Origin of the sequence: Microbacterium sp. BLY, from assembly GCF_017939615.1 — a bacterium.
In the GTDB taxonomy this organism is placed as follows: domain Bacteria; phylum Actinomycetota; class Actinomycetes; order Actinomycetales; family Microbacteriaceae; genus Microbacterium.
In genome coordinates this window covers 2,493,930-2,513,790 of the sequence record NZ_JAGKSR010000001.1, presented here as the reverse complement: position 1 = coordinate 2,513,790, position 19,861 = coordinate 2,493,930, and the positions used below count along the sequence as shown (strand labels likewise).

Annotated in this window: 18 protein-coding genes; all 18 read left to right on the top strand. The window is 71.0% G+C overall.

All coding sequences use genetic code 11. The features are described from left to right. The first annotated feature begins 99 nt into the window (after window positions 1-99). The 18 genes from rpoZ to KAF39_RS12240 all read left to right on the top strand — a co-directional run bounded on the left by rpoZ (window position 100) and on the right by KAF39_RS12240 (window position 19,848). Entirely contained in the window at window positions 100-354 is a 255-nt protein-coding gene (gene rpoZ / locus KAF39_RS12325) for a DNA-directed RNA polymerase subunit omega (protein ID WP_025103490.1), read from the top strand. Window positions 355-442: 88 nt separating this feature from the next. Continuing rightward, complete coding sequence (gene metK, locus KAF39_RS12320; RefSeq protein WP_210677513.1) at window positions 443-1,636, top strand: methionine adenosyltransferase; 1,194 nt, start codon at window positions 443-445, stop codon at window positions 1,634-1,636. A 16-nt stretch (window positions 1,637-1,652) separates the two neighbouring features. Then, window positions 1,653-3,611, top strand: coding sequence for a primosomal protein N' (locus KAF39_RS12315; protein ID WP_210678052.1), 1,959 nt, complete (start codon window positions 1,653-1,655; stop codon window positions 3,609-3,611). An 18-nt stretch (window positions 3,612-3,629) separates the two neighbouring features. Beyond that, window positions 3,630-4,550: a methionyl-tRNA formyltransferase gene (fmt, locus tag KAF39_RS12310; protein WP_210677512.1), complete on the top strand. Its 921-nt coding sequence runs from the start codon at window positions 3,630-3,632 to the stop codon at window positions 4,548-4,550. 98 nt (window positions 4,551-4,648) lie between these two features. Continuing rightward, on the top strand, window positions 4,649-6,016 hold the full coding sequence (locus tag KAF39_RS12305) for an RsmB/NOP family class I SAM-dependent RNA methyltransferase (protein WP_210677511.1): 1,368 nt from the start codon (window positions 4,649-4,651) through the stop codon (window positions 6,014-6,016). A 4-nt stretch (window positions 6,017-6,020) separates the two neighbouring features. Further along, window positions 6,021-6,701 carry a ribulose-phosphate 3-epimerase gene (gene rpe, locus KAF39_RS12300; RefSeq protein ID WP_210677510.1) on the top strand — a complete coding sequence of 227 codons (681 nt, stop codon included), beginning with the start codon at window positions 6,021-6,023 and terminating at the stop codon, window positions 6,699-6,701. Further along, a complete protein-coding gene (locus KAF39_RS12295) occupies window positions 6,698-6,961 on the top strand; it encodes a phosphoribosyl-ATP diphosphatase (protein ID WP_149085329.1) in 264 nt (87 codons plus the stop codon). Before rpe ends, KAF39_RS12295 begins: the two co-directional genes overlap by 4 nt. Window positions 6,962-6,999: 38 nt before the next feature. Then, window positions 7,000-7,839, top strand: coding sequence for an ATP phosphoribosyltransferase (gene hisG / locus KAF39_RS12290; protein ID WP_025103483.1), 840 nt, complete (start codon window positions 7,000-7,002; stop codon window positions 7,837-7,839). Beyond that, window positions 7,839-8,600 carry an imidazole glycerol phosphate synthase subunit HisF gene (gene hisF, locus KAF39_RS12285; RefSeq protein WP_210677509.1) on the top strand — a complete coding sequence of 254 codons (762 nt, stop codon included), beginning with the start codon at window positions 7,839-7,841 and terminating at the stop codon, window positions 8,598-8,600. Before hisG ends, hisF begins: the two co-directional genes overlap by 1 nt. Before the next feature lie 5 nt (window positions 8,601-8,605). Further along, a complete protein-coding gene (gene hisI, locus KAF39_RS12280) occupies window positions 8,606-8,980 on the top strand; it encodes a phosphoribosyl-AMP cyclohydrolase (RefSeq protein WP_374093885.1) in 375 nt (124 codons plus the stop codon). Further along, window positions 8,977-9,567, top strand: a complete 591-nt coding sequence (locus KAF39_RS12275; protein WP_210677507.1) for a Trp biosynthesis-associated membrane protein — start codon at window positions 8,977-8,979, stop codon at window positions 9,565-9,567. Before hisI ends, KAF39_RS12275 begins: the two co-directional genes overlap by 4 nt. 47 nt (window positions 9,568-9,614) lie before the next feature. Next, entirely contained in the window at window positions 9,615-9,845 is a 231-nt protein-coding gene (locus KAF39_RS12270; protein WP_210677506.1) for an HGxxPAAW family protein, read from the top strand. Then, window positions 9,845-10,621 (top strand): indole-3-glycerol phosphate synthase TrpC, encoded by a 777-nt coding sequence (trpC, locus tag KAF39_RS12265; protein WP_210677505.1) that lies wholly within the window; start codon window positions 9,845-9,847, stop codon window positions 10,619-10,621. The genes KAF39_RS12270 and trpC overlap by 1 nt, the downstream gene beginning before the upstream one ends. Then, window positions 10,618-11,886, top strand: coding sequence for a tryptophan synthase subunit beta (gene trpB, locus KAF39_RS12260; protein ID WP_210677504.1), 1,269 nt, complete (start codon window positions 10,618-10,620; stop codon window positions 11,884-11,886). The genes trpC and trpB overlap by 4 nt, the downstream gene beginning before the upstream one ends. Further along, window positions 11,883-12,686 carry a tryptophan synthase subunit alpha gene (gene trpA, locus KAF39_RS12255; protein WP_210677503.1) on the top strand — a complete coding sequence of 268 codons (804 nt, stop codon included), beginning with the start codon at window positions 11,883-11,885 and terminating at the stop codon, window positions 12,684-12,686. Before trpB ends, trpA begins: the two co-directional genes overlap by 4 nt. A 10-nt stretch (window positions 12,687-12,696) precedes the next feature. Then, entirely contained in the window at window positions 12,697-13,722 is a 1,026-nt protein-coding gene (gene lgt, locus KAF39_RS12250) for a prolipoprotein diacylglyceryl transferase (RefSeq protein WP_210677502.1), read from the top strand. 143 nt (window positions 13,723-13,865) lie between these two features. Then, window positions 13,866-18,389: a glutamate synthase large subunit gene (gene gltB, locus KAF39_RS12245; RefSeq protein ID WP_210678051.1), complete on the top strand. Its 4,524-nt coding sequence runs from the start codon at window positions 13,866-13,868 to the stop codon at window positions 18,387-18,389. Beyond that, window positions 18,382-19,848 carry a glutamate synthase subunit beta gene (locus tag KAF39_RS12240; RefSeq protein WP_210677501.1) on the top strand — a complete coding sequence of 489 codons (1,467 nt, stop codon included), beginning with the start codon at window positions 18,382-18,384 and terminating at the stop codon, window positions 19,846-19,848. The genes gltB and KAF39_RS12240 overlap by 8 nt, the downstream gene beginning before the upstream one ends. Window positions 19,849-19,861: the final 13 nt, after the last annotated feature.

The window sequence follows — 19,861 nt, the reverse complement described above, 5'->3', positions numbered from 1 at the left end:
GGGTCGAGCACCACGCCGATCCCTGAGCTCGTCGAAGGGTCGCGCGCCCGCAGCACCGTCTTCGCGACGATTCCCGTCGCCTGATCAGGAGGTCCACCCATGGCCGGACGCAACAACGGCATCATCGATCCCCCCATCGACAACCTGCTGGAGCGCGTCGACTCCAAGTACGAGCTCGTGATCTACGCCGCCAAGCGCGCCCGTCAGATCAACGACTACTACTCCGACCTGCACGAGGGCAATCTCTTCGACAACGTGGGCCCGCTCGTCGACTCCTCGGTCGAGGACAAGCCGCTCACCATCGCCCTGCACGAGATCAACGAGGACAAGCTCCGCCTGCGTCACGCGGAGTGAGTCGACGACCGCGCCGCCGCGACGTCGGTGGCGCGGTCCAGAATGGGTGCCACACCCTCCCACCGTCCGTCCCCGTTCTGGAGCATCGATGAGCGCCCTGCGTCTGTTCACGTCCGAGTCCGTCACCGAAGGGCATCCGGACAAGATCTGCGACCAGATCTCGGACAGCATCCTCGACGGACTCCTCGCGAAGGACCCGGCCTCCCGTGTGGCCGTCGAGACACTCGTCACGACGGGGCTCGTGCACGTCGCCGGCGAGATCCGCACCGACGCCTACGTCGACATCCCGACGATCGTCCGGCAGGTCGTCAACGGCATCGGGTACACATCCTCCGACACCGGATTCGACGGCGACTCGTGCGGGGTCAGCGTCTCCGTGGGCGAGCAGTCCACCGACATCGCGCACGGCGTCGACAACGCGCAGGAGCACCGCGACGGCTCGTCGGTCGACCCGCTCGACGGGCTCGGCGCCGGCGACCAGGGCATCATGTTCGGCTTCGCCACCAACGAGACTCCTCAGCTCATGCCGATGGCCGCGTGGACCGCGCACCGCATCGCGGAGCGCCTCACCGAGGTCCGTCGCAGCGGCCTCCTGCCGTTCCTGCGTCCGGACGGCAAGACGCAGGTCACCCTCGGGTACGACGGCTTCACGCCCAAGACCGTCGACGCCGTCGTGCTGTCGACCCAGCACAATCCGGACATCGCCCAGGACGACCTCAAGGCGCAGATCCGCGAGCACGTCATCGACCCGGTGCTCGGCACGACGGGCCTCGACCTCGACGACGTCACGTACTACATCAACCCCGCGGGCCCCTTCGTCACGGGCGGTCCGAAGGGCGACGCCGGGCTGACCGGACGCAAGATCATCATCGACACGTACGGCGGTGCCGCCCGGCACGGCGGCGGCGCCTTCAGCGGGAAGGACCCCTCCAAGGTCGACCGTTCGGGTGCCTACGCGACCCGCTGGGTGGCGAAGAACGCCGTCGCGGCGGGCCTCGCCGACCGGCTCGAGGTCCAGGTCGCCTATGCGATCGGCGTCGCCCGTCCCGTCGGCCTGTACGTGGAGACGTTCGGGACCGGACGGGTCTCGGATGAGGTCATCACCCGCGCGATCGACGAGGTTTTCGACCTGCGGCCCCAGGCCATCATCGAGCAGCTCGACCTGCTGCGACCGATCTACGCCCAGACGGCCGCGTACGGGCACTTCGGCCGCGAGCTTCCCGACTTCACCTGGGAGCGGACGGACCGGGCCGAGGAGCTGCGGCGCGCTGCCGGGCTCTGACGGGACCGCGGTGCTGATCTCTCCGGAGAGCCGGCGCATCGCCCGGGTGCTCCTCGAGTCTCCACTGCCGCAGCTCGACCGCCTGTTCGACTACGCGCTGCCGGCGGAGCTGGGCGATGTCGTTCCCGGAGTCCGCGTGCGGGTGCCGTTGCGGACGGCCGGCCGGGTGGTCGAGGGCTTCGTCGTGGAGCTGGACGTGGAGGACGACGCGGATCGGCCCCTCTCCGAGGTCGAGAGCGTCGTGTCCGCGGTCCCCGTGCTGCCGGATCGCCTGTACCGGCTGGCCCGACGGGTCGCGGATCGCGCCGCCGGGTCGGCGTCCGACGTGCTGCGTCTGGTCATCCCCAAACGGCAGGTGCGCGTCGAGAAGGCGTGGACCGCCGACTCTCCGATCCCGCAGCCGACGCCCGAGGGGCGAGAGGACGCCGCATCCGTCGTCGGACTGTACGACGGCCTGCAGGCGGTCCTCGATGAGAGCGGGCGTGCGGCGGTCGAGGCCATCCCGCAGCTGACCGATGACACTCCGGGCTGGGCGCGGATGCTCGCCGCCGCCGCAGCGTCGACGCTCGCGGCGGGGAGGTCGAGCATCCTCGTCGTGCCGGACCACCGCGACCTCGATCGGCTCCTGGCCGCTCTCGACGCGTTCGTCCCGGCGGAGGCGATCGCGCGACACGACTCCCGGCAGACCAACCCGGATCGGTATCGCTCGTTCCTGCGGACCCTCGAGGACGCGCCGTGCATCGTGGTCGGGAACAGGTCCGCCGTCTACGCCCCCGTCGTCGCCGGTCTGGTCGCGGTGTGGGACGACGGCGACAGCCTGCTGGGGGAGCCGCTCGCACCCTACGTCCATGCGCGCGATGCGGCGCTGCTGCGCCAGGAGGCCGAGGGGTCGGCCCTCCTCTTCGCCGGACATACCCGGACGACCGAGATCGAACGGCTCGTCGCACACGGGTGGTTGCAGGACATCCGTGCCGCACGACGCGTGCTGCCGCGCGTCGTGCTGAGCACACCGCAGGAGATGGAGCAGCCCACGCCCCAGCGGATGCCGTCGTCGGCCTTCCTCGCGGCACGGAACGCCGCCGCGGAAGGGCCCGTGCTCATCCAGGTCTCGCGGCCCGGGTTCGCGCCGTCCCTCGTCTGCGCGGATTGCCGGGCACCCGCGCGGTGCCCCCACTGCGGCGGTCCGCTCGGTGCCCGCCATCGCGGTGCGGTCCCCGTGTGCGGGTGGTGCGGACGCGGGGCCAGGGCGTGGACCTGTCCGGCGTGCTCTTCGACCCGTCTCCGGCTCGCCTCGTCCGGCAGCGAACGCACCGCCGATGAGCTGGGTCGCGCCTTCCCCGGCGTCCGCGTCATCGTCGCCGACGGCAGCCATCCGGTGGAACGCGTCGACGCGCGTCCGGCTCTCGTGGTCGCCACGCGCGGCGCCGAGCCACTCGCGGAGGGCGGCTACCGTGCGGTCGTGCTGCTCGACGGCCCGCGCATGCTGCAGGCACCGGATCTGCGCATCGGCGAAGCGTGTCTGCGGTGGTGGTCGAACGCGGCCGCCCTGGCCGCCCCGGGCGCTCCGATCCACCTCGTCGGCGTGGACGGTGGCGTCGCCAGGGCACTGGCCACCTGGAACCACCCGGCCTACGCGCGCACCGAGCTGGAGCAGCGCGCGCCGCTGCACATGCCCCCGACCGCACGCGTCGCGCTCGTAGAGGGCTCGTCCGCCGCCGTGGGGCGCGCACTGGAGGCGCTGTCCGAGCTCTCCCTGCCCACCGACGCGGTGCTCGGTCCCGTCCCCGTCGAATCGGACGACGTCCCGCCGCGGGTCCGCGCTCTCGTGCGCTTCGACTACGGTGCGGGAAGCCGTGTGGCCACCACCCTCCGCGCGGCCGTCGTCGCCGAGGCGGTCAGCGGCCGCCGCGGTCGGACCAAGGCGGCCCGCAGCACGCTCTCGGTCCGCCTCGATATCCTCGATCCAGAACTCTGACCCTTCCGGAGAACCTTCATGCGCCTCGTCTTCGCCGGCACCCCCGCCGCCGCGGTCCCCACTCTGCGCCGCCTCGCCGCGGTCCACGACATCGCCGCGGTCGTGACGCGCCCCGACGCCCCGCTGGGACGGAAGAAGGTGCTGACCCCGTCGCCCGTCGCCCGGGCGGCGGAGGAGCTCGGTCTGCCGATCATCCGGGCCGCGCGACTCGACGACGTCGTGACGGCGGAGATCACCGCGCTGCGCCCGGAGCTCGGGGTCATCGTCGCGTACGGCGGTCTCGTGCGCGAACCTCTCCTCTCGGCGCCCGATGCCGGCTGGATCAACCTGCACTTCTCCCTGCTTCCCGCCTGGCGAGGGGCGGCCCCGGTGCAGCGCGCGCTGATCGCCGGAGACGCCGTCCTCGGCGCGAGCGTGTTCCAGCTCGTCCCCGAGCTCGACGCCGGCGACGTGTTCGCCACGCGCGCCGTCGACCTTCCGCCGACGGCGACGGCCGGCGAGGCACTGGAGGCCCTGGCCGTCGACGGCGCGGCCCTCACCGCGGACGTGGTCGCGGAGATCGCGGACGGGACTGCCCGCGCGGTGCCGCAGGAGGGTGAGCCGACCTTCGCCGGAAAGCTGTCGCTCGAGGACGGCCTGCTCGACTTCCGCGAGCCCTTGCCCGCCGTCTACGCCCGGTTCCGCGGAGTCACTCCGGAGCCGGGGGCGCACACCACCATCGACGGTCAGCGGCTGAAGATCGTGGAGGCGCGACCCGCCGGCGCCGAGGCGGAGCACCTGCCACCCGGCACCATGGCGGGCACGCGCGCGGCGGTCCTGATCGGGACGGCCACCTCACCGCTGGCCGTCACCCGTCTGCAGCCCGCCGGCAAGGGCCCCATGAACGCCGCGGACTGGTGGCGCGGCCTGCAGGGCTCGACCCCGGTGGCCGGATCGTGAACGACCGACGACGCCCCGGCACCGGCCCAAAGCGCGGGGGTCGGGAGCGGAACGGCGGCGGACGTGGCCCGAACCGATCGGTCCAGCCTGCGCGCCGGGTGGCGTACGACGTGCTGCGAGCGGTGTCGGACTCCGACGCCTACGCGAACCTGCTGCTGCCGACCGCGATCGCCGAGGCGGGACTGGACCCCCAGGACGCGGCTCTCGCGACGGAGCTGACCTACGGCACCCTCCGGCGCCGGGGGACCTACGACGCGATCATCGCCGCCGCCGCCGATCGCCCGACCGACGCGATCGACCCCGCCGTGCTCGACGCCCTCCGGCTCGCGGTGCACCAGCTCCTCGCGACACGGGTGGCGTCGCACGCCGCCGTCAACGAGTCCGTGAACCTCGTGGCACTCACAGCAGGGCGCGGGGCGTCGAGCTTCGCCAACGCGGTGCTCCGGCGGATCGCCCGCGAGTCGCCGGGTGAGTGGCTCGCACGCGTCGAGGATGCGGCGCGATCGGACGACGAACGGCTGGCGCTCCGGGCTGCGCATCCCGTGTGGATCATCCGGGCCCTGCGTCGAGCTCTCGCCGCTGAGGACCGGGTCGAGGAACTGGACGCGCTGCTGGAGGCCGACAACGTCTCGCCCGAGGTCACGCTGGTCGCCCTCCCCGGGCTCGCCCAGCCGCAGGAGCCGCGCCGCCCCTACGCCGCCACGGCGTTCGCGTCTCCGGGAGGCGATCCGCGTCTCGCGCTCACCGCTTCCGAGGGAGCGGTCCGGGTGCAGGACGAGGGGTCTCAGCTCGTCGCGCTCGCGCTGACCGCGGCGACGCCGCTTCGCACGGGGGAGCGGTGGCTCGATCTGTGCGCGGGTCCCGGCGGGAAGACCGCCCTGCTCGCCGCTGTCGCCCGGCAGAACGACGCGGTGCTCGAGGCCAACGAGGTGGTGCCGGCCCGCGCCCGGCTCGTGCGCAACGCGCTGCGCGCCGTCCCCGGAGAGGTCGTCGTGCACGAGCGCGACGGACGTGAGCTGGCGGCGGAGCGGCCGGGCGCGTTCGACCGCATCCTCGTGGACGCGCCCTGTACGGGTCTCGGCGCGCTGCGTCGACGCCCGGAGGCTCGCTGGCGCAAGTCCCCGGCGGACGTCGCCGAACTCGTGCCATTGCAGGTGGGGCTTCTGCGCGCGGCGGTGGACGCCCTGGCGCCGGGCGGCATCGTCGCCTACGTCACGTGCTCGCCGCACCTGGCCGAGACCACCGGTGTCGTGCAGGAGGTCCTGCGCGACCGTCCGGATCTCGTGGAGCTCGACGCCCGGGCAGTCGTGCGCGGCGTGGCGCGGTCGCCGATCGATCTCGCCGACGACGGCCGCCCCGGCACGGGCAGCGCGCAGCTCTGGCCGCACCGGCACGGCACCGATGCGATGTTCCTCGCGCTCCTGCAGCGCCCCGCATCCGCACCCGACACCTCGACGGAAGGCTGAGACCATGGATCTGCCCCGCGCCCCGCGCATCAATCCCAGCATCCTCGCCGCCGATTTCGTCAACATGCAGGCGGAGCTCGCCCGGATCGCCACGGCCGACTTCGCGCACGTCGACGTCATGGACAACCACTTCGTCCCGAACCTCACCTTCGGGCCGCAGATGGTGCAGCGGATCCAGGAGACCAGCCCGGTCCCGCTCGACGTGCACCTGATGATCACCGATCCGGACCGCTGGGCACCGGGCTACGCCGAGCTCGGCGCCGCCAGCGTCACCTTCCACCTGGAGGCAGCGGGGGAGCCGGTGGCTCTCGCTCGCCGCCTCCGCGACATCGGGGCGCGCGCGGGCGTCGCGGTGAAACCCGCCACACCCGTCGACGGGCTTTTCGACCTCCTCGACGAGTTCGACCAGATCCTCGTGATGACCGTGGAGCCCGGGTTCGGAGGTCAGGGCTTCCTGCCGGAGACCATGCCGAAGCTGCGGGCGCTGTCCGCGGAGGCGCGACGACGCGGCTCCTCCGTGTGGCTCCAGGTCGACGGCGGCATCTCCGATCGGACGATCGCCCAGGCGGCAGAGGCGGGAGCGGACACCTTCGTCGCCGGGTCCGCCGTGTACGGGGCGGACGATGTGGAAGCGGCCGTCACCCGGCTCAGGGACCTCGCGCGAGCCGGTAGCCTGGAGGGGTGAAGACTTTCGACGAGCTGTTCGCCGAGCTCAGCGTCAAGGCCGAGACCCGCCCCGAGGGATCGGGCACGGTGGCCGAGCTCGACGGCGGCGTGCACACGATCGGCAAGAAGATCGTCGAAGAGGCCGCCGAGGTCTGGATGGCGGCGGAGTACGAGTCGGATGCCGCCGCCGCGGAGGAGATCTCCCAGCTGCTCTACCACCTGCAGGTGATGATGCTCGCCAAGGGCCTCACCCTGCAGGATGTCTATCGACATCTGTGATGCGCTCCGGTCCCACTCCTTCGAACTGAAAGCCGTTCATGCTGCGCATCGCCGTTCCCAACAAGGGCTCCCTCTCCGAGACCGCCGCCGAGATGCTCGCGGAGGCGGGCTACGCCGGCCGCCGCGATCCCAAGACCCTGCATGTCATCGACGCCGAGAACGACGTCGAGTTCTTCTTCCTCCGTCCGCGTGACATCGCCACGTACGTCGCGTCCGGGGCGCTCGACGTCGGGATCACCGGTCGCGATCTCCTCCTCGACGTGCAGCAGCCGGCACGCGAGATCGAGCAGCTCGGCTTCGGAGCCTCCACGTTCCGCTTCGCGGGCCCTCCCGGACGCTTCACCTCCGTCCAGGACCTCGACGGCGTCCGTGTCGCCTCGGCCTATCCGGGCCTCGTGGGCTCGTTCCTCCGTGACCAGGGCGTGAACGCCGAGCTCGTGCAGCTCGACGGCGCGGTCGAGTCCGCGGTCCGCCTCGGTGTCGCGGACGCGGTGGCGGACGTGGTCTCCACCGGGACGACCCTTCGTCAGGCGGGACTGGAGATCTTCGGTCCGGTGATCCTCGAGTCGGAGGCCGTGCTCATCAGCCGTCCCGGCGAGGCCGACGGGGTGGAGACGCTCCTGCGTCGCCTGCGCGGCGTGATGGTGGCCCGTCGGTACGTCCTGCTCGACTACGACCTGCCGACCGAGCTCGTGGATCAGGCCGTCGCCATCGCCCCGGGCCGGGAGTCCGCGACGATCTCGCCTCTCCGCGATCCCGCGTGGGTGGCCGTCCGCGTCATGATCCCGCGCCGTCGGGTGAACCAGGTGATGGACGACCTCTACGCGCTGGGCGCGCGGGCGATCCTGGTGACCGCGATCCACGCAGCGAGGCTCTGATGACCCTCGCGAGCCGCGTCATCCCGTGCCTCGACGTGGCCGACGGCCGCGTCGTCAAGGGCGTCAACTTCGAGAATCTCCGCGACATGGGCGACCCGGTCGAGCTCGCTCGGCACTATGCCGCTCAGGGCGCCGATGAGATCACCTTCCTGGACGTGACCGCGACGGTCGACGCGCGTGCGACGACCTACGACGTCGTGCAGCGCACCGCCGAGCAGGTCTTCGTGCCGCTGACCGTCGGAGGCGGGGTGCGCAGCGTCGACGACGTCGCGCGGCTCCTCTCGGTCGGCGCGGACAAGGTCGGCGTGAACTCGGCGGCGATCGCCCGTCCCGAGCTCATCGGCGAGATCGCGGACCGGTTCGGTGCCCAGGTGCTCGTGCTCTCGCTCGACGTCAAGCGCGCCGACACCACGCGCTCGGGGTTCGTCGTGACCACGCACGGCGGCCGCACGCAGACCACCCTCGACGCTCTGGACTGGGCGCGCGAAGCGTCCGAACGCGGGGCGGGGGAGCTGCTCGTCAATTCCATCGATGCCGACGGCACCCGTGACGGCTTCGATCTCGAGCTCGTCCGCCTCATGCGCGAGGCCGCGCCGATCCCCGTGATCGCCTCCGGTGGCGCGGGACGGGCGACCGACTTCGCGCCGGCCATCAAGGCGGGGGCCGACGCGGTGCTCGCAGCGAGTGTGTTCCACACCGGAGCCCTCACCGTCGGGGACGTGAAGGACGCGCTGCGCGCGGAAGGGGTGCTCGTCCGATGACCGACATGCCGGATCCGGAGCCCGTCTCTGTGGACGACCGCATCGCGCAGGTCGCCTTCAACGCCGACGGCCTCGCGCCCATCATCGTGCAGCAGTGGGACACGCGGGAGGTGCTCATGCTCGCCTGGGTCGACGCGGAAGCACTCCGCCGCACGCTCACCTCGGGGCGCGCGACGTACTGGTCGCGGTCCCGCCAGGAGTATTGGCGCAAGGGAGACACCTCGGGGCACATCCAGGTCGTGCGCGAGGCGCGGCTCGACTGCGACGGCGATGCGCTGCTCCTGCTCGTCGACCAGACCGGTCCGGCGTGCCACACCGGCACCCGGACGTGCTTCGACACCACCGACCTCGAGGCCGTCGACGGGGTGAGCGCGTCGTGACGATCGCGGAGCGCGGGCGTTCCCTGTCGGTGACCGGTTTCCTGCTGGCCGGTGCCGTCGGCATCATCTCCTCGACCCAGACGTGGTTCACCGTGCAGCGCGCGGATGCGGGAGAGGACATCCTCGTCCCCGGCGCCTCCGCCCTCGTCCTGCTCGCCCCGCTGAGCCTCGCCGTGCTCGCTCTGGGGGCCGCCCTCGCGATCGCCGGGCGGACGGTGCGGCTCGTGTTCGGCGTCCTCGCCGCTGCCGCCGCGTTGTTCCTCGGCTTGTCCACCCTGCAGCTCCTCCTGGGGGATGCGTACGGTGCGGTCGCCGCCACCGTCACCGAGACCACGGGTCTCGCCGGCAGCGGTGCCGTCCATGACGTCGCGGCGAGTATCACGCCCTCGGCATGGCCGTTCCTCGCGCTGGGCGGCTGGGTGATCCTGCTCGCCGCCGCGGTGCTGGTGCTGGTGACCTGGCGTCGCTGGAAGGCGGGCGGGCGCCGCTACCGCACCGACGCGCCGAGCGACGTACCGCACGACGGGCCCGTCGACGCCGTGGATTCCTGGGACGAGCTGTCCCGCGGGTCCGACCCGACGCGCTGACCCCGATAGACTGAATCCAGATCCCCACGTCGTCCCCGGAGGAGAACATGACCAACCCGATCGCCGACCCTGGCCACGGACACTCGCCTGCGGCCTGGACCGCTGTCGTGATCATGCTCGTCGGCTTCGCCGCCGGCACCGTCGCGTTCTGCTTCGAGCAGCCGACCCTGGTGTGGATCTCGGCGGCGCTGATCCCGATCGGGGCGATCGTCGGCTGGGTGCTCGCGAAGGCGGGCTACGGCGTGAAGGGTCCCAAGTACGCCCCGAAGGCGCACTAGTGGTCCTCGCCGACCTGACGGCCGGCGCTGTCGCAGACGCCGAGCGTCGTTCCCTCTCCCGTCCTCTCGCGGTGGTCGAGCGTGACGCGCTCGCGCGCCCCGCGGCGAAGGACGCACTCTCGTTCCTCGCCCCCGCAGAGCGGGTCAAGATCATCGCCGAGGTGAAGCGGGCGAGTCCGTCCCGTGGCGCTCTGGCCGAGATCCCGGATCCCGCCCATCAGGCCGCGCTGTACGAGACCGGGGGCGCGTCGGCGATCAGCGTCCTCACGGAGGAGCGCCGCTTCGGAGGCAGTCTCGCCGATCTCGAAGCGGTCACGGCCCGGGTGTCGCTGCCCGTCCTCCGCAAGGACTTCATCGCCACCCGCTACCAGGTGCTGGAGGCCCGCGCCGCCGGTGCCGACCTCGTGCTGCTGATCGTCGCCGGCCTGGAGCCCGACGTCCTGCGCGATCTGTACGGGTTCATCCTCGAACTGGGCATGACCCCGCTTGTCGAGACCCACTCGGCGGACGAGCTGGAGGCCGCGATCGACCTCGGCGCCGCCCTGATCGGCGTGAACGCCCGCAACCTCAAGACCCTCGAGCTCGACCGTGACCTGTTCGGCCGACTCGTGGACCGCATCCCGGACACGGCGATCAAGATCGCGGAATCCGCGGTGCTCACCCCCGCCGACGTCGCGCACTACCGTTCGGCCGGTGCCGACGTCGTGCTGATCGGCGAGGCCCTGGTGACCGGAGACCCGGTCGCCACTCTCGAGAGCTTCCTGGAGGCGAAGTGAGTCTGCGCGACCAGCATGGCCCGTTCTTCGGCGACTTCGGCGGGCGGTACATGCCGGAGTCCCTGGTCGCCGCGATCGACGAGCTGACGGTCGCGTACGAGGAAGCCGCCGCCGACCCGGAGTTCCGTGCCGAGCTCGCCCATCTGCTGTCGTCCTATGCCGGGCGACCGTCCGCGCTCACCGAGGTGCCCCGGTTCGCCGAGCACGCCGGTGGCGCGCGCGTGTTCCTCAAGCGCGAGGACCTCAATCACACCGGCTCCCACAAGATCAACAACGTGCTGGGTCAGGCGCTGCTGACGAAGCGTCTCGGCAAGACGCGCGTCATCGCCGAGACAGGGGCGGGTCAGCACGGCGTCGCCACGGCGACGGCGGCCGCGCTGTTCGGTCTCGACTGCACGATCTACATGGGCGAGGTCGACACCGAGCGTCAGGCCCTGAACGTCGCTCGCATGCGGCTGCTGGGCGCCGAGGTGGTGGCGGTCACCTCCGGCTCGCGCACCCTGAAGGACGCGATCAACGATGCGTACCGCGACTGGGTCGCTTCGGTCGAGACCACCAACTACATCTTCGGCACGGCCGCTGGCCCGCACCCGTTCCCGGCGATGGTCCGCGACTTCCAGAAGATCATCGGCGAAGAGGCCCGTGCCCAGATCCTCGACGAGGTCGGCCGGCTTCCGGACGCCGTCGTCGCCTGCGTGGGCGGCGGGTCCAATGCGATCGGCATGTTCGACGCGTTCCTGGACGACGAGGGCGTGCGGCTGTACGGCGTCGAGGCCGCCGGCGACGGCGTCGACACCGACAAGCACGCGGCGTCCATCGAGCGCGGACGCCCCGGCGTGCTGCACGGCGCGAAGACGTACGTGCTGCAGGACGAGGACGGCCAGACCGTCGAATCACACTCGATCTCCGCCGGTCTCGACTACCCGGGCGTCGGCCCCGAGCACTCCTGGCTGGCGGACATCGGGCGCGCTGAGTACATCCCGGCGACGGACGACGAGGCCATGCAGGCCCTGCGGCTGCTCAGCAGGACCGAGGGCATCATCCCCGCCATCGAGTCGGCTCATGCCCTCGCCGGCGCGCTGCGGATCGGCCGCGAGCTCGGCCCGGACGGGCTGATCGCGATCTGCCTCTCCGGCCGTGGCGACAAGGACATGGACACCGCCGCCCGCTACTTCGAGCTCTACGACGAGGAAGCCGTCGCGCACGACGTGTCCGAGGAGAGCGCCGCCGAGGAAGCGGCCTCGAAGGGAGAGCCGCAGCTGTGAGCCGCGTCGAACAGGCCATCCAGCGCGCGCACGACGCCGGCCGCAGCGCCTTCGTCGGCTACCTTCCCGTCGGCTTCCCGGACCTGGAGACGAGCATCCAGGCCGCCATCGCCCTCGCCGAGAACGGCGTCGACATCATCGAGCTCGGGCCGCCCTACAGCGATCCCGTCATGGACGGCGCCATCATCCAGGAGGCGACCACCAAGGCCCTCGCCGCCGGCTTCCGCATGAAGGACCTCTTCACGGCGATCCGCGCGATCACCGCGGCGACCGACGTCCCCGTCCTGGTGATGACCTACTGGAATCCCGTGCTGCAGTACGGCGTGGACCGCTATGCGGAGGATCTGCTCGCCGCGGGCGGCGCCGGTCTCATCACCCCGGACATCACGCCGGAGGCCGCGGGGGAGTGGATCGCTGCCAGCGAGCGTCTCGGTCTCGACCGGGTGTTCCTCGCCGCTCCGACCTCCTCCGACGAGCGCCTCGGACTCGTCGTGCGCTCGTCGACCGGCTTCGTCTACACGGTGTCGACCATGGGCATCACGGGGGAGCGCGCCGAGCTCGACCGCGCGGCCCGCACCCTGGTGTCGCGGCTGCGCGACCACGGCGCCCGCCGCGCGTGCGTGGGCATCGGCATCTCCTCGCCTGAGCAGATCGCCGGCGTCTCGGAGTACGCCGACGGCGCCATCGTCGGCACCGCCCTCGTCCGCGCCCTCCGCGACGGCGGCGTGCCCGCCCTCGCCGAGGTCACCCGTACCCTGGCCGCCGGCACCGCGTCGGCGCGCTTCGTCTCAGAGAAGTAGGATCGCACTCATGTCCTCCGCGCTCCACAGCACCGCCGCCGGCGTGCTCGCCAGCATCCCGAGCCCGCCCGTGTCGTACATCGACCTCGGTCCGCTCCGGATCCACTTCTACGCTCTCTGCATCATCGCCGGCATCATCGCCGCGGCGCTGATGACCAACCACCGCCTCACCAAGCGGGGCGCGGAGCCGTGGGTGGTCATCGACATCTCGATCCTCGCGGTGCCGCTCGCGATCATCGGCGCGCGCATCTTCCACGTGCTCACCCACCCGAACTTCTACTTCGGGGAGGGGAAGAACACCTGGAACCCGTTCGAGCCGGGCTCGGTCTGGGCGATCTGGGAGGGTGGCATCGCCATCTTCGGCGCCCTTATCGGCGGCGCCGTGGGCGCGTACCTCGGCTGCCGGTGGACCGGTATCCGGTTCTGGACGTTCGCCGACGCCCTCGCCCCCGGGCTGCTGCTCGCGCAGGCGATGGGCCGGTTCGGCAACTGGTTCAACCACGAGCTCTACGGTCTGCCGACGACGTTGCCCTGGGGACTGGAGATCGAGTCGACCAACTCGGCCTTCCCTCCCGGCCTCCCCGAGGGGACGCTCTTCCACCCGACCTTCCTCTACGAGGTCATCTGGAACGGGCTCGGCGTCCTCGTCCTGCTCTGGCTCGGCCGCAAGCTGTTCTTCCAGTGGGGACGCCTCTTCGCGATCTACCTCATCTGGTACAGCGCCGGTCGCATCCTGTGGGAGTCGATCCGCATCGACCCGAGCGAGATCATCCTCGGTCTGCGTAGCAACGTCTGGGCCGCGATCATCGGCGTGGTGGTGGGACTGGTCATCCTCGTGGTGCAGACCCGTCGTCACCCCGGCCTCGAGCCCTCGCCGTACCGGCCGGGCCGCGGACGGAAGGACCTGGACGCTGATGTACAATCGCAGGACAATCCCTCTGATTTCGTGGACGTGAGCGAGCCTCCGGCCGAAGAAGTCGCCGCCGGAGCCACTGCCACAAGCGCTGCTCCCTCGAGCGGGGACGGCTCCCGATAAACGCCGCCTCGCGGCGGGAGAACCATTGCACTGAACGAGCGGGCCGACGACGTCCCCGGGTTTCACTGAAGATCTGAGGACGGTAACTGGTGTACTTCCAGCCCCCTTACGGCGCCTCCGGCGCATACCCCCCGAAGCAGGGCATGTACAACCCGGCGTTCGAGAAGGACGCCTGCGGCCTGGCCATGGTCGCAACGCTGCGCGGCGAAGCCGGGCACGACATCATCGCGCTGGCCCTCGAGGCCCTGCGCAACCTGGAGCACCGCGGGGCCATCGGGTCCGACGCGGGCACCGGGGACGGAGCCGGCATCCTCACCCAGATGCCGGACGCCTTCCTCCGCGCGGTCACCGGCTTCGAACTGCCGCCCGTGGGGGAGTACGCGGCCGGGCTGGCCTTCCTGCCTCGCGATTCGAGCGAGCGGCGCCAGCAGAAGGCCGGGATCGAGAAGATCGCCCGCGCGGAGGGGCTCCGCGTCCTCGGCTGGCGCGAGGTCCCCACGGCCAACGAGAACCTCGGCAAGCTCGCCGATGAGGCCCGCCCCGCCTTCGAGCAGCTCTTCGTCAGCGCCGGCGGGGCGACTCTCGCCGACGCACCGCTCACGGGCATCGCGCTCGACCGCGTCGCCTACCGTCTGCGCAAGCGTGCGGGCCATGAGCTCGGCGCCTATTTCGTCTCCCTGTCCAGCCGCACGCTCGGCTACAAGGGCATGGTCACCACGCTCCAGCTCGAGCCGTTCTACCCCGATCTGCAGGACGAGCGCTTCGCCTCCGAGCTCGCGGTCGTGCACTCGCGCTACTCGACCAACACCTTCCCGTCGTGGCCGCTCGCGCAGCCGCTGCGCATGCTCGCGCACAACGGCGAGATCAACACGGTCGGCGGCAACCGCAACTGGATGCGCGCCCGTCAGTCGCAGCTCGAGTCGGAGCTGCTCGGCGACATCTCGCCGCTGCTCCCCATCTGCACCGACGGCGCCAGCGACTCCGCCTCGTTCGACGAGGTGCTCGAGCTGCTCACCCTCACCGGCCGCAGCCTGCCGCACGCGATCATGATGATGGTGCCGGAGGCGTACGAGAAGCAGGCGGACATCTCGCCGGAGCTGCGCGCGTTCTACGAGTACCACTCCAACCAGATGGAGCCGTGGGACGGCCCGGCCGCCCTCATCTTCACCGACGGCACGCTCGTCGGCGCGACCCTCGACCGCAACGGCCTGCGCCCCGGACGCTGGACGGAGACCACCGACGGCCTCGTCGTCATCGGCTCCGAGACCGGTGTCCTGCACTTCGAGCCCGAGCGCATCAAGCGTCGCGGCCGCCTGCAGCCGGGCAAGATGTTCCTCGTCGACACCGCGCAGCGTCGGATCGTCGAGGACCGCGAGATCAAGCACGACCTCGCCACGATGCACCCGTGGCAGGAGTGGCTCGACGCAGGTTCGGTACGCCTGGCGGATCTTCCGGAGCGCGAGCACATCGTGCACCCTCCGGCCTCCATCACACGGCGCCAGCGCACCTTCGGCTACACCGAGGAGGAGGTCCGCATCCTCCTCACCCCCATGGGCCAGACGGGCGTCGAGCCGCTGGGCGCCATGGGGTCGGACACGCCGATCGCCGTGCTCAGCAAGCGCCCACGGCTGCTGTTCGACTACTTCACGCAGCAGTTCGCGCAGGTGACCAACCCGCCGCTCGACTCGATCCGGGAAGAGGTCGTCACGAGCCTCAAGCTCGGGCTCGGCCCGGAGGTCAATCTCCTGACGTGGGGTCCGGAGCACACCCGGACGGTGTCGCTCGACTTCCCGGTCATCGACAACGACGAGCTGGCGAAGATCCGGCACATCGACAAGGCCCTGCCCGGCCGGTCGAGCGCCACGATCCGCGGCCTGTACCACTTCGACGCCGGCCCCCACACGCTCGCGGAGCGACTCACCGAGATGTGTGCCGAGGTCGATCAGGCGATCGAGGACGGCGCCGAGTTCATCATCCTGTCGGACCGCGACTCCAACAAGGACCTCGTCCCGATCCCGTCGCTGCTCATGGTGTCGGCCATCCACCACCACCTGATCCGCCGCGAGAACCGGATGAAGGTCGGTCTGATCGTCGAGGCCGGGGACGTGCGCGAGGTGCACCACGTCGCGACGCTGATCGGGTATGGCGCCTCCGCGATCAACCCCTACCTGGCCATGGAGACGGTCGAGCACCTCGTGCGCACCGGCTACATCACGGGGATCTCGCCGGAGAAGGCGGTCAGGAACCTCATCTACGCGCTCGGCAAGGGCGTGCTGAAGATCATGTCGAAGATGGGCATCTCCACGGTGTCGTCCTACGCGGGCGCGCAGGTGTTCGAGGCGGTCGGCCTCAGCCAGGAGTTCATCGACGCCTACTTCACGCGCACCGAGTCGAAGCTCGGCGGCATCGGGATCGAGGAGATCTTCGCCGAGAACCAGGCTCGCCACGACTACGCGTACCCGGAGGATGCCGCGGCCCGCGCCCACGAGCGTCTGTGGACCGGCGGTGAGTACCAGTGGCGTCGCGACGGCTCTCCGCACCTCTTCAACCCGGAGACGGTGTTCAAGCTGCAGCACTCCACGCGCACGCGCCGTTACGACATCTTCCGTGAGTACACGAAGCTCGTCGACGACCAGGCGGCCGAGCTGAAGACGCTCCGCGGTCTCTTCTCGCTGCGGACCGGCACACGCAAGCCCGTGCCGCTGGACGAGGTCGAGCCCGTCTCGGCGATCGTCAAGCGCTTCTCCACCGGGGCGATGAGCTACGGCTCGATCTCGAAGGAGGCGCACGAGACCCTCGCGATCGCGATGAACCGGATCGGCGGCAAGTCGAACACCGGAGAGGGCGGGGAAGACCCCGACCGTCTCGTCGATCCCGAGCGGCGCAGCGCCATCAAGCAGGTGGCCTCCGGTCGGTTCGGTGTCACGAGCCTCTACCTCACCGAGGCCGACGACATCCAGATCAAGCTCGCGCAGGGCGCCAAGCCCGGCGAGGGGGGCCAGCTGCCGCCGACGAAGGTCTACCCGTGGGTGGCGCGCACGCGGCACGCCACAGCCGGCGTCGGGCTCATCTCGCCGCCGCCGCATCACGACATCTACTCGATCGAGGACCTCAAGCAGCTCATCTTCGATCTGAAGCGGGCGAACCCCGAGGCGCGGATCCACACGAAGCTCGTCAGCCAGTCCGGCATCGGCGCGGTCTCGGCCGGCGTCGCCAAAGCGCTCAGCGACGTGATCCTCGTGTCCGGTCACGACGGCGGCACGGGTGCGAGCCCGCTCAACTCCTTGAAGCACGCCGGAACCCCGTGGGAGCTCGGCCTCGCCGAGACGCAGCAGACCCTCATGCTCAACGGCATGCGCGACCGTGTCGTCGTCCAGGTCGACGGTCAGCTGAAGACCGGGCGGGACGTCATCATCGGCGCCTTGCTCGGAGCGGAGGAGTTCGGCTTCGCGACCGCCCCGCTCGTCGTCAGCGGTTGCATCATGATGCGCGTCTGCCACCTCGACACCTGCCCCGTGGGCGTCGCGACGCAGAACCCCGTGCTTCGTGACCGCTTCACCGGCAAGCCCGAGTTCGTCGTGAACTTCATGGAGTTCATCGCGGAGGAGGTGCGCGAGCTCCTCGCGGAGCTGGGGTACCGGTCGATCGATGAGATCGTCGGCCGCACGGAGCTCCTGGAGACGAACGCGGCCATCGCGCACTGGAAGGCCGAGGGCCTCGACCTCAGTCCGGTGCTGGAGGGCCCTGCGTTCCCTGCCGGCGAACCGCGTCGCAGCGGCCGCGCCCAGGACCACGAGCTCGACAAGCACTTCGACGTGAAGCTCATCGACATCGCGAAGGCGGCGCTGCTCAACGGCGAACCGGTCGTGGTGGAGCTCCCGATCGCGAACACGGAGCGCGCGGTCGGCACGATGCTCGGACACCAGGTGACCTCGCGGCACGGTGCCACCGGACTTCCGCCGGGGACGATCGACGTCACCCTCACCGGGACCGCGGGGCAGTCGCTCGGCGCGTTCCTGCCGCCGGGCATCATCCTGCGGCTGGAGGGCGACGCGAACGACTACGTGGGCAAGGGCCTCTCCGGCGGCGACATCACGATCCGGCCGCCGCGCGGCTCGCGGATCGCGCCGCACGAGAACGTCATCGCCGGCAACGTCATCGGCTACGGCGCGACCTCGGGCACGATGTTCATCTCCGGCGTGGTGGGCGAGCGCTTCCTCGTCCGGAACTCCGGAGCGACCGCGGTCGTCGAGGGCGTGGGCGACCACGCGCTCGAGTACATGACCGGCGGCCTGGCCGTGATTCTCGGACCGACGGGCAGGAACTTCGGCGCGGGGATGTCCGGAGGAGTGGCCTACGTGCACGCTCTGGACACCGCCAAGGTCAACGCGCAGTCGCTGGGCAGCGGCGAGCTCCGTCTGGAGCCGCTGGACCGTGCCGACCTGGAGGTCCTGCGGGGTCTGCTCGTCGAACACGAGGAGCGCACGGCGTCGCCGCGCGCAGCCGCCCTGCTGGAGGACTTCGACGCCCGTGCTGCGGAGTTCGTGAAGGTGCTCCCGCGTGACTTCGCCGCCGTGCGGAGCATGCGCGAGGAGGCTCTGGCCGAGGGGATCGACCCCGACGGCGACATCGTCTGGAACCGCATCCTGGAGGTGACCGGTGGCTGATCCCAAAGGCTTTCTGAAGGTGACCGAGCGGGAGCTTCCCGCTCGCCGTCCGGTGCCCGTGCGCATCATGGACTGGAAAGAGGTGTACGAGCCCGGCGACAAGGCAGTGCTGCGCCGCCAGGCCAGCCGCTGCATGGACTGCGGGGTCCCGTTCTGCCACTCCGGCTGCCCGCTCGGCAACCTCATCCCGGAATGGAACGACCTCACGTGGCGCGGCGAGGGTCGCGCGGCGATCGAGCGCTTGCACGCGACGAACAACTTCCCGGAGTTCACCGGCCGCCTCTGCCCGGCCCCGTGCGAGAGTTCCTGCGTGCTCGGCATCAACCAGCCGGCCGTCACGATCAAGCAGATCGAGGTCTCCATCATCGATGAGGCCTTCGCCAAGGGCTGGGTCGAGCCGGAGCCGCCGGAGCGGCTGACGGGCAAGACCGTGGCGGTCGTGGGCTCGGGCCCCGCCGGCCTCGCGGCCGCCCAGCAGCTCACCCGCGCCGGTCACACCGTCGCCGTCTTCGAGCGGGACGACCGCATCGGCGGCCTGCTGCGCTACGGCATCCCGGACTTCAAGATGGAGAAGACGCAGCTCGAAGCCCGGCTGCGGCAGATGCAGGAGGAGGGCACGCGCTTCCGCGCCGGTGTCGAGATCGGCAAGGACATCTCCTGGGCCGACCTGCGCGCCCGGTACGACGCGGTCGTGATCGCGACCGGTGCCACCGTTCCGCGCGACCTGCCGATCCCTGGTCGCGACCTCGACGGCGTCCACTTCGCGATGGAGTACCTCGTGGAGTCGAACCACGCGGTCGCCGGCGACACCGTGCCCGACCAGATCACCGCCGAGGGCAAGCACGTCATCGTCATCGGCGGCGGCGACACCGGCGCCGACTGCATCGGCACCGCGCATCGGCAGGGAGCGCTCAGCGTGACGAACCTCGCGATCGGCAAGCAGCCGAGCGAGACGCGCCCGGACCACCAGCCGTGGCCCATGATGCCGACGATCTTCGAGGTCGCCTCGGCGCATGAGGAAGGCGGGGAGCGGGTCTTCCTCGCCTCCACCGTGGAGTTCCTGTCGAACGACGTCGGCGAGGTGCGCGCGCTGCGCGTCGCCGAGACCGAGTACATCGACGGTCGCCGCGTGCCCAAGAGCGGCACGGAGCGGGAGATCCCGGCTGACCTGGTGCTCATCGCGATGGGCTTCACCGGGCCGGAGCAGGACGGCTACACCGAGGACACCCGACCGGAGGTGACCGACCGCGGCGCCTTCCGCCGGGCCGCGAGCTACGAGTCGTCGATCCCCGGCGTGTTCGTGGCGGGTGACGCGGGGCGCGGTCAGTCCCTCATCGTCTGGGCCATCGCGGAAGGCCGTGCGGCGGCGGCGAACGTCGACCGCTTCCTCATGGGCACCACCGTGCTGCCGGAGCCGGTGCGCCCGAGCGATGTCGCGATCGGCCTCCAGCCCGCGTAGGCTGAGGCCGGCA

Excerpts from the sequence above, each read along its gene's own strand:
- rpoZ (WP_025103490.1), top strand. The coding sequence starts at position 100 with ATGGCCGGACGCAACAACGGCATCATCGATCCCCCCATCGACAACCTG.
- metK (WP_210677513.1), top strand. The coding sequence starts at position 443 with ATGAGCGCCCTGCGTCTGTTCACGTCCGAGTCCGTCACCGAAGGGCAT.
- fmt (WP_210677512.1), top strand. The coding sequence starts at position 3,630 with ATGCGCCTCGTCTTCGCCGGCACCCCCGCCGCCGCGGTCCCCACTCTG.
- rpe (WP_210677510.1), top strand. The coding sequence starts at position 6,021 with ATGGATCTGCCCCGCGCCCCGCGCATCAATCCCAGCATCCTCGCCGCC.
- hisG (WP_025103483.1), top strand. The coding sequence starts at position 7,000 with ATGCTGCGCATCGCCGTTCCCAACAAGGGCTCCCTCTCCGAGACCGCC.
- hisF (WP_210677509.1), top strand. The coding sequence starts at position 7,839 with ATGACCCTCGCGAGCCGCGTCATCCCGTGCCTCGACGTGGCCGACGGC.
- hisI (WP_374093885.1), top strand. The coding sequence starts at position 8,606 with ATGCCGGATCCGGAGCCCGTCTCTGTGGACGACCGCATCGCGCAGGTC.
- KAF39_RS12270 (WP_210677506.1), top strand. The coding sequence starts at position 9,615 with ATGACCAACCCGATCGCCGACCCTGGCCACGGACACTCGCCTGCGGCC.
- lgt (WP_210677502.1), top strand. The coding sequence starts at position 12,697 with ATGTCCTCCGCGCTCCACAGCACCGCCGCCGGCGTGCTCGCCAGCATC.
- gltB (WP_210678051.1), top strand. The coding sequence starts at position 13,866 with ATGTACAACCCGGCGTTCGAGAAGGACGCCTGCGGCCTGGCCATGGTC.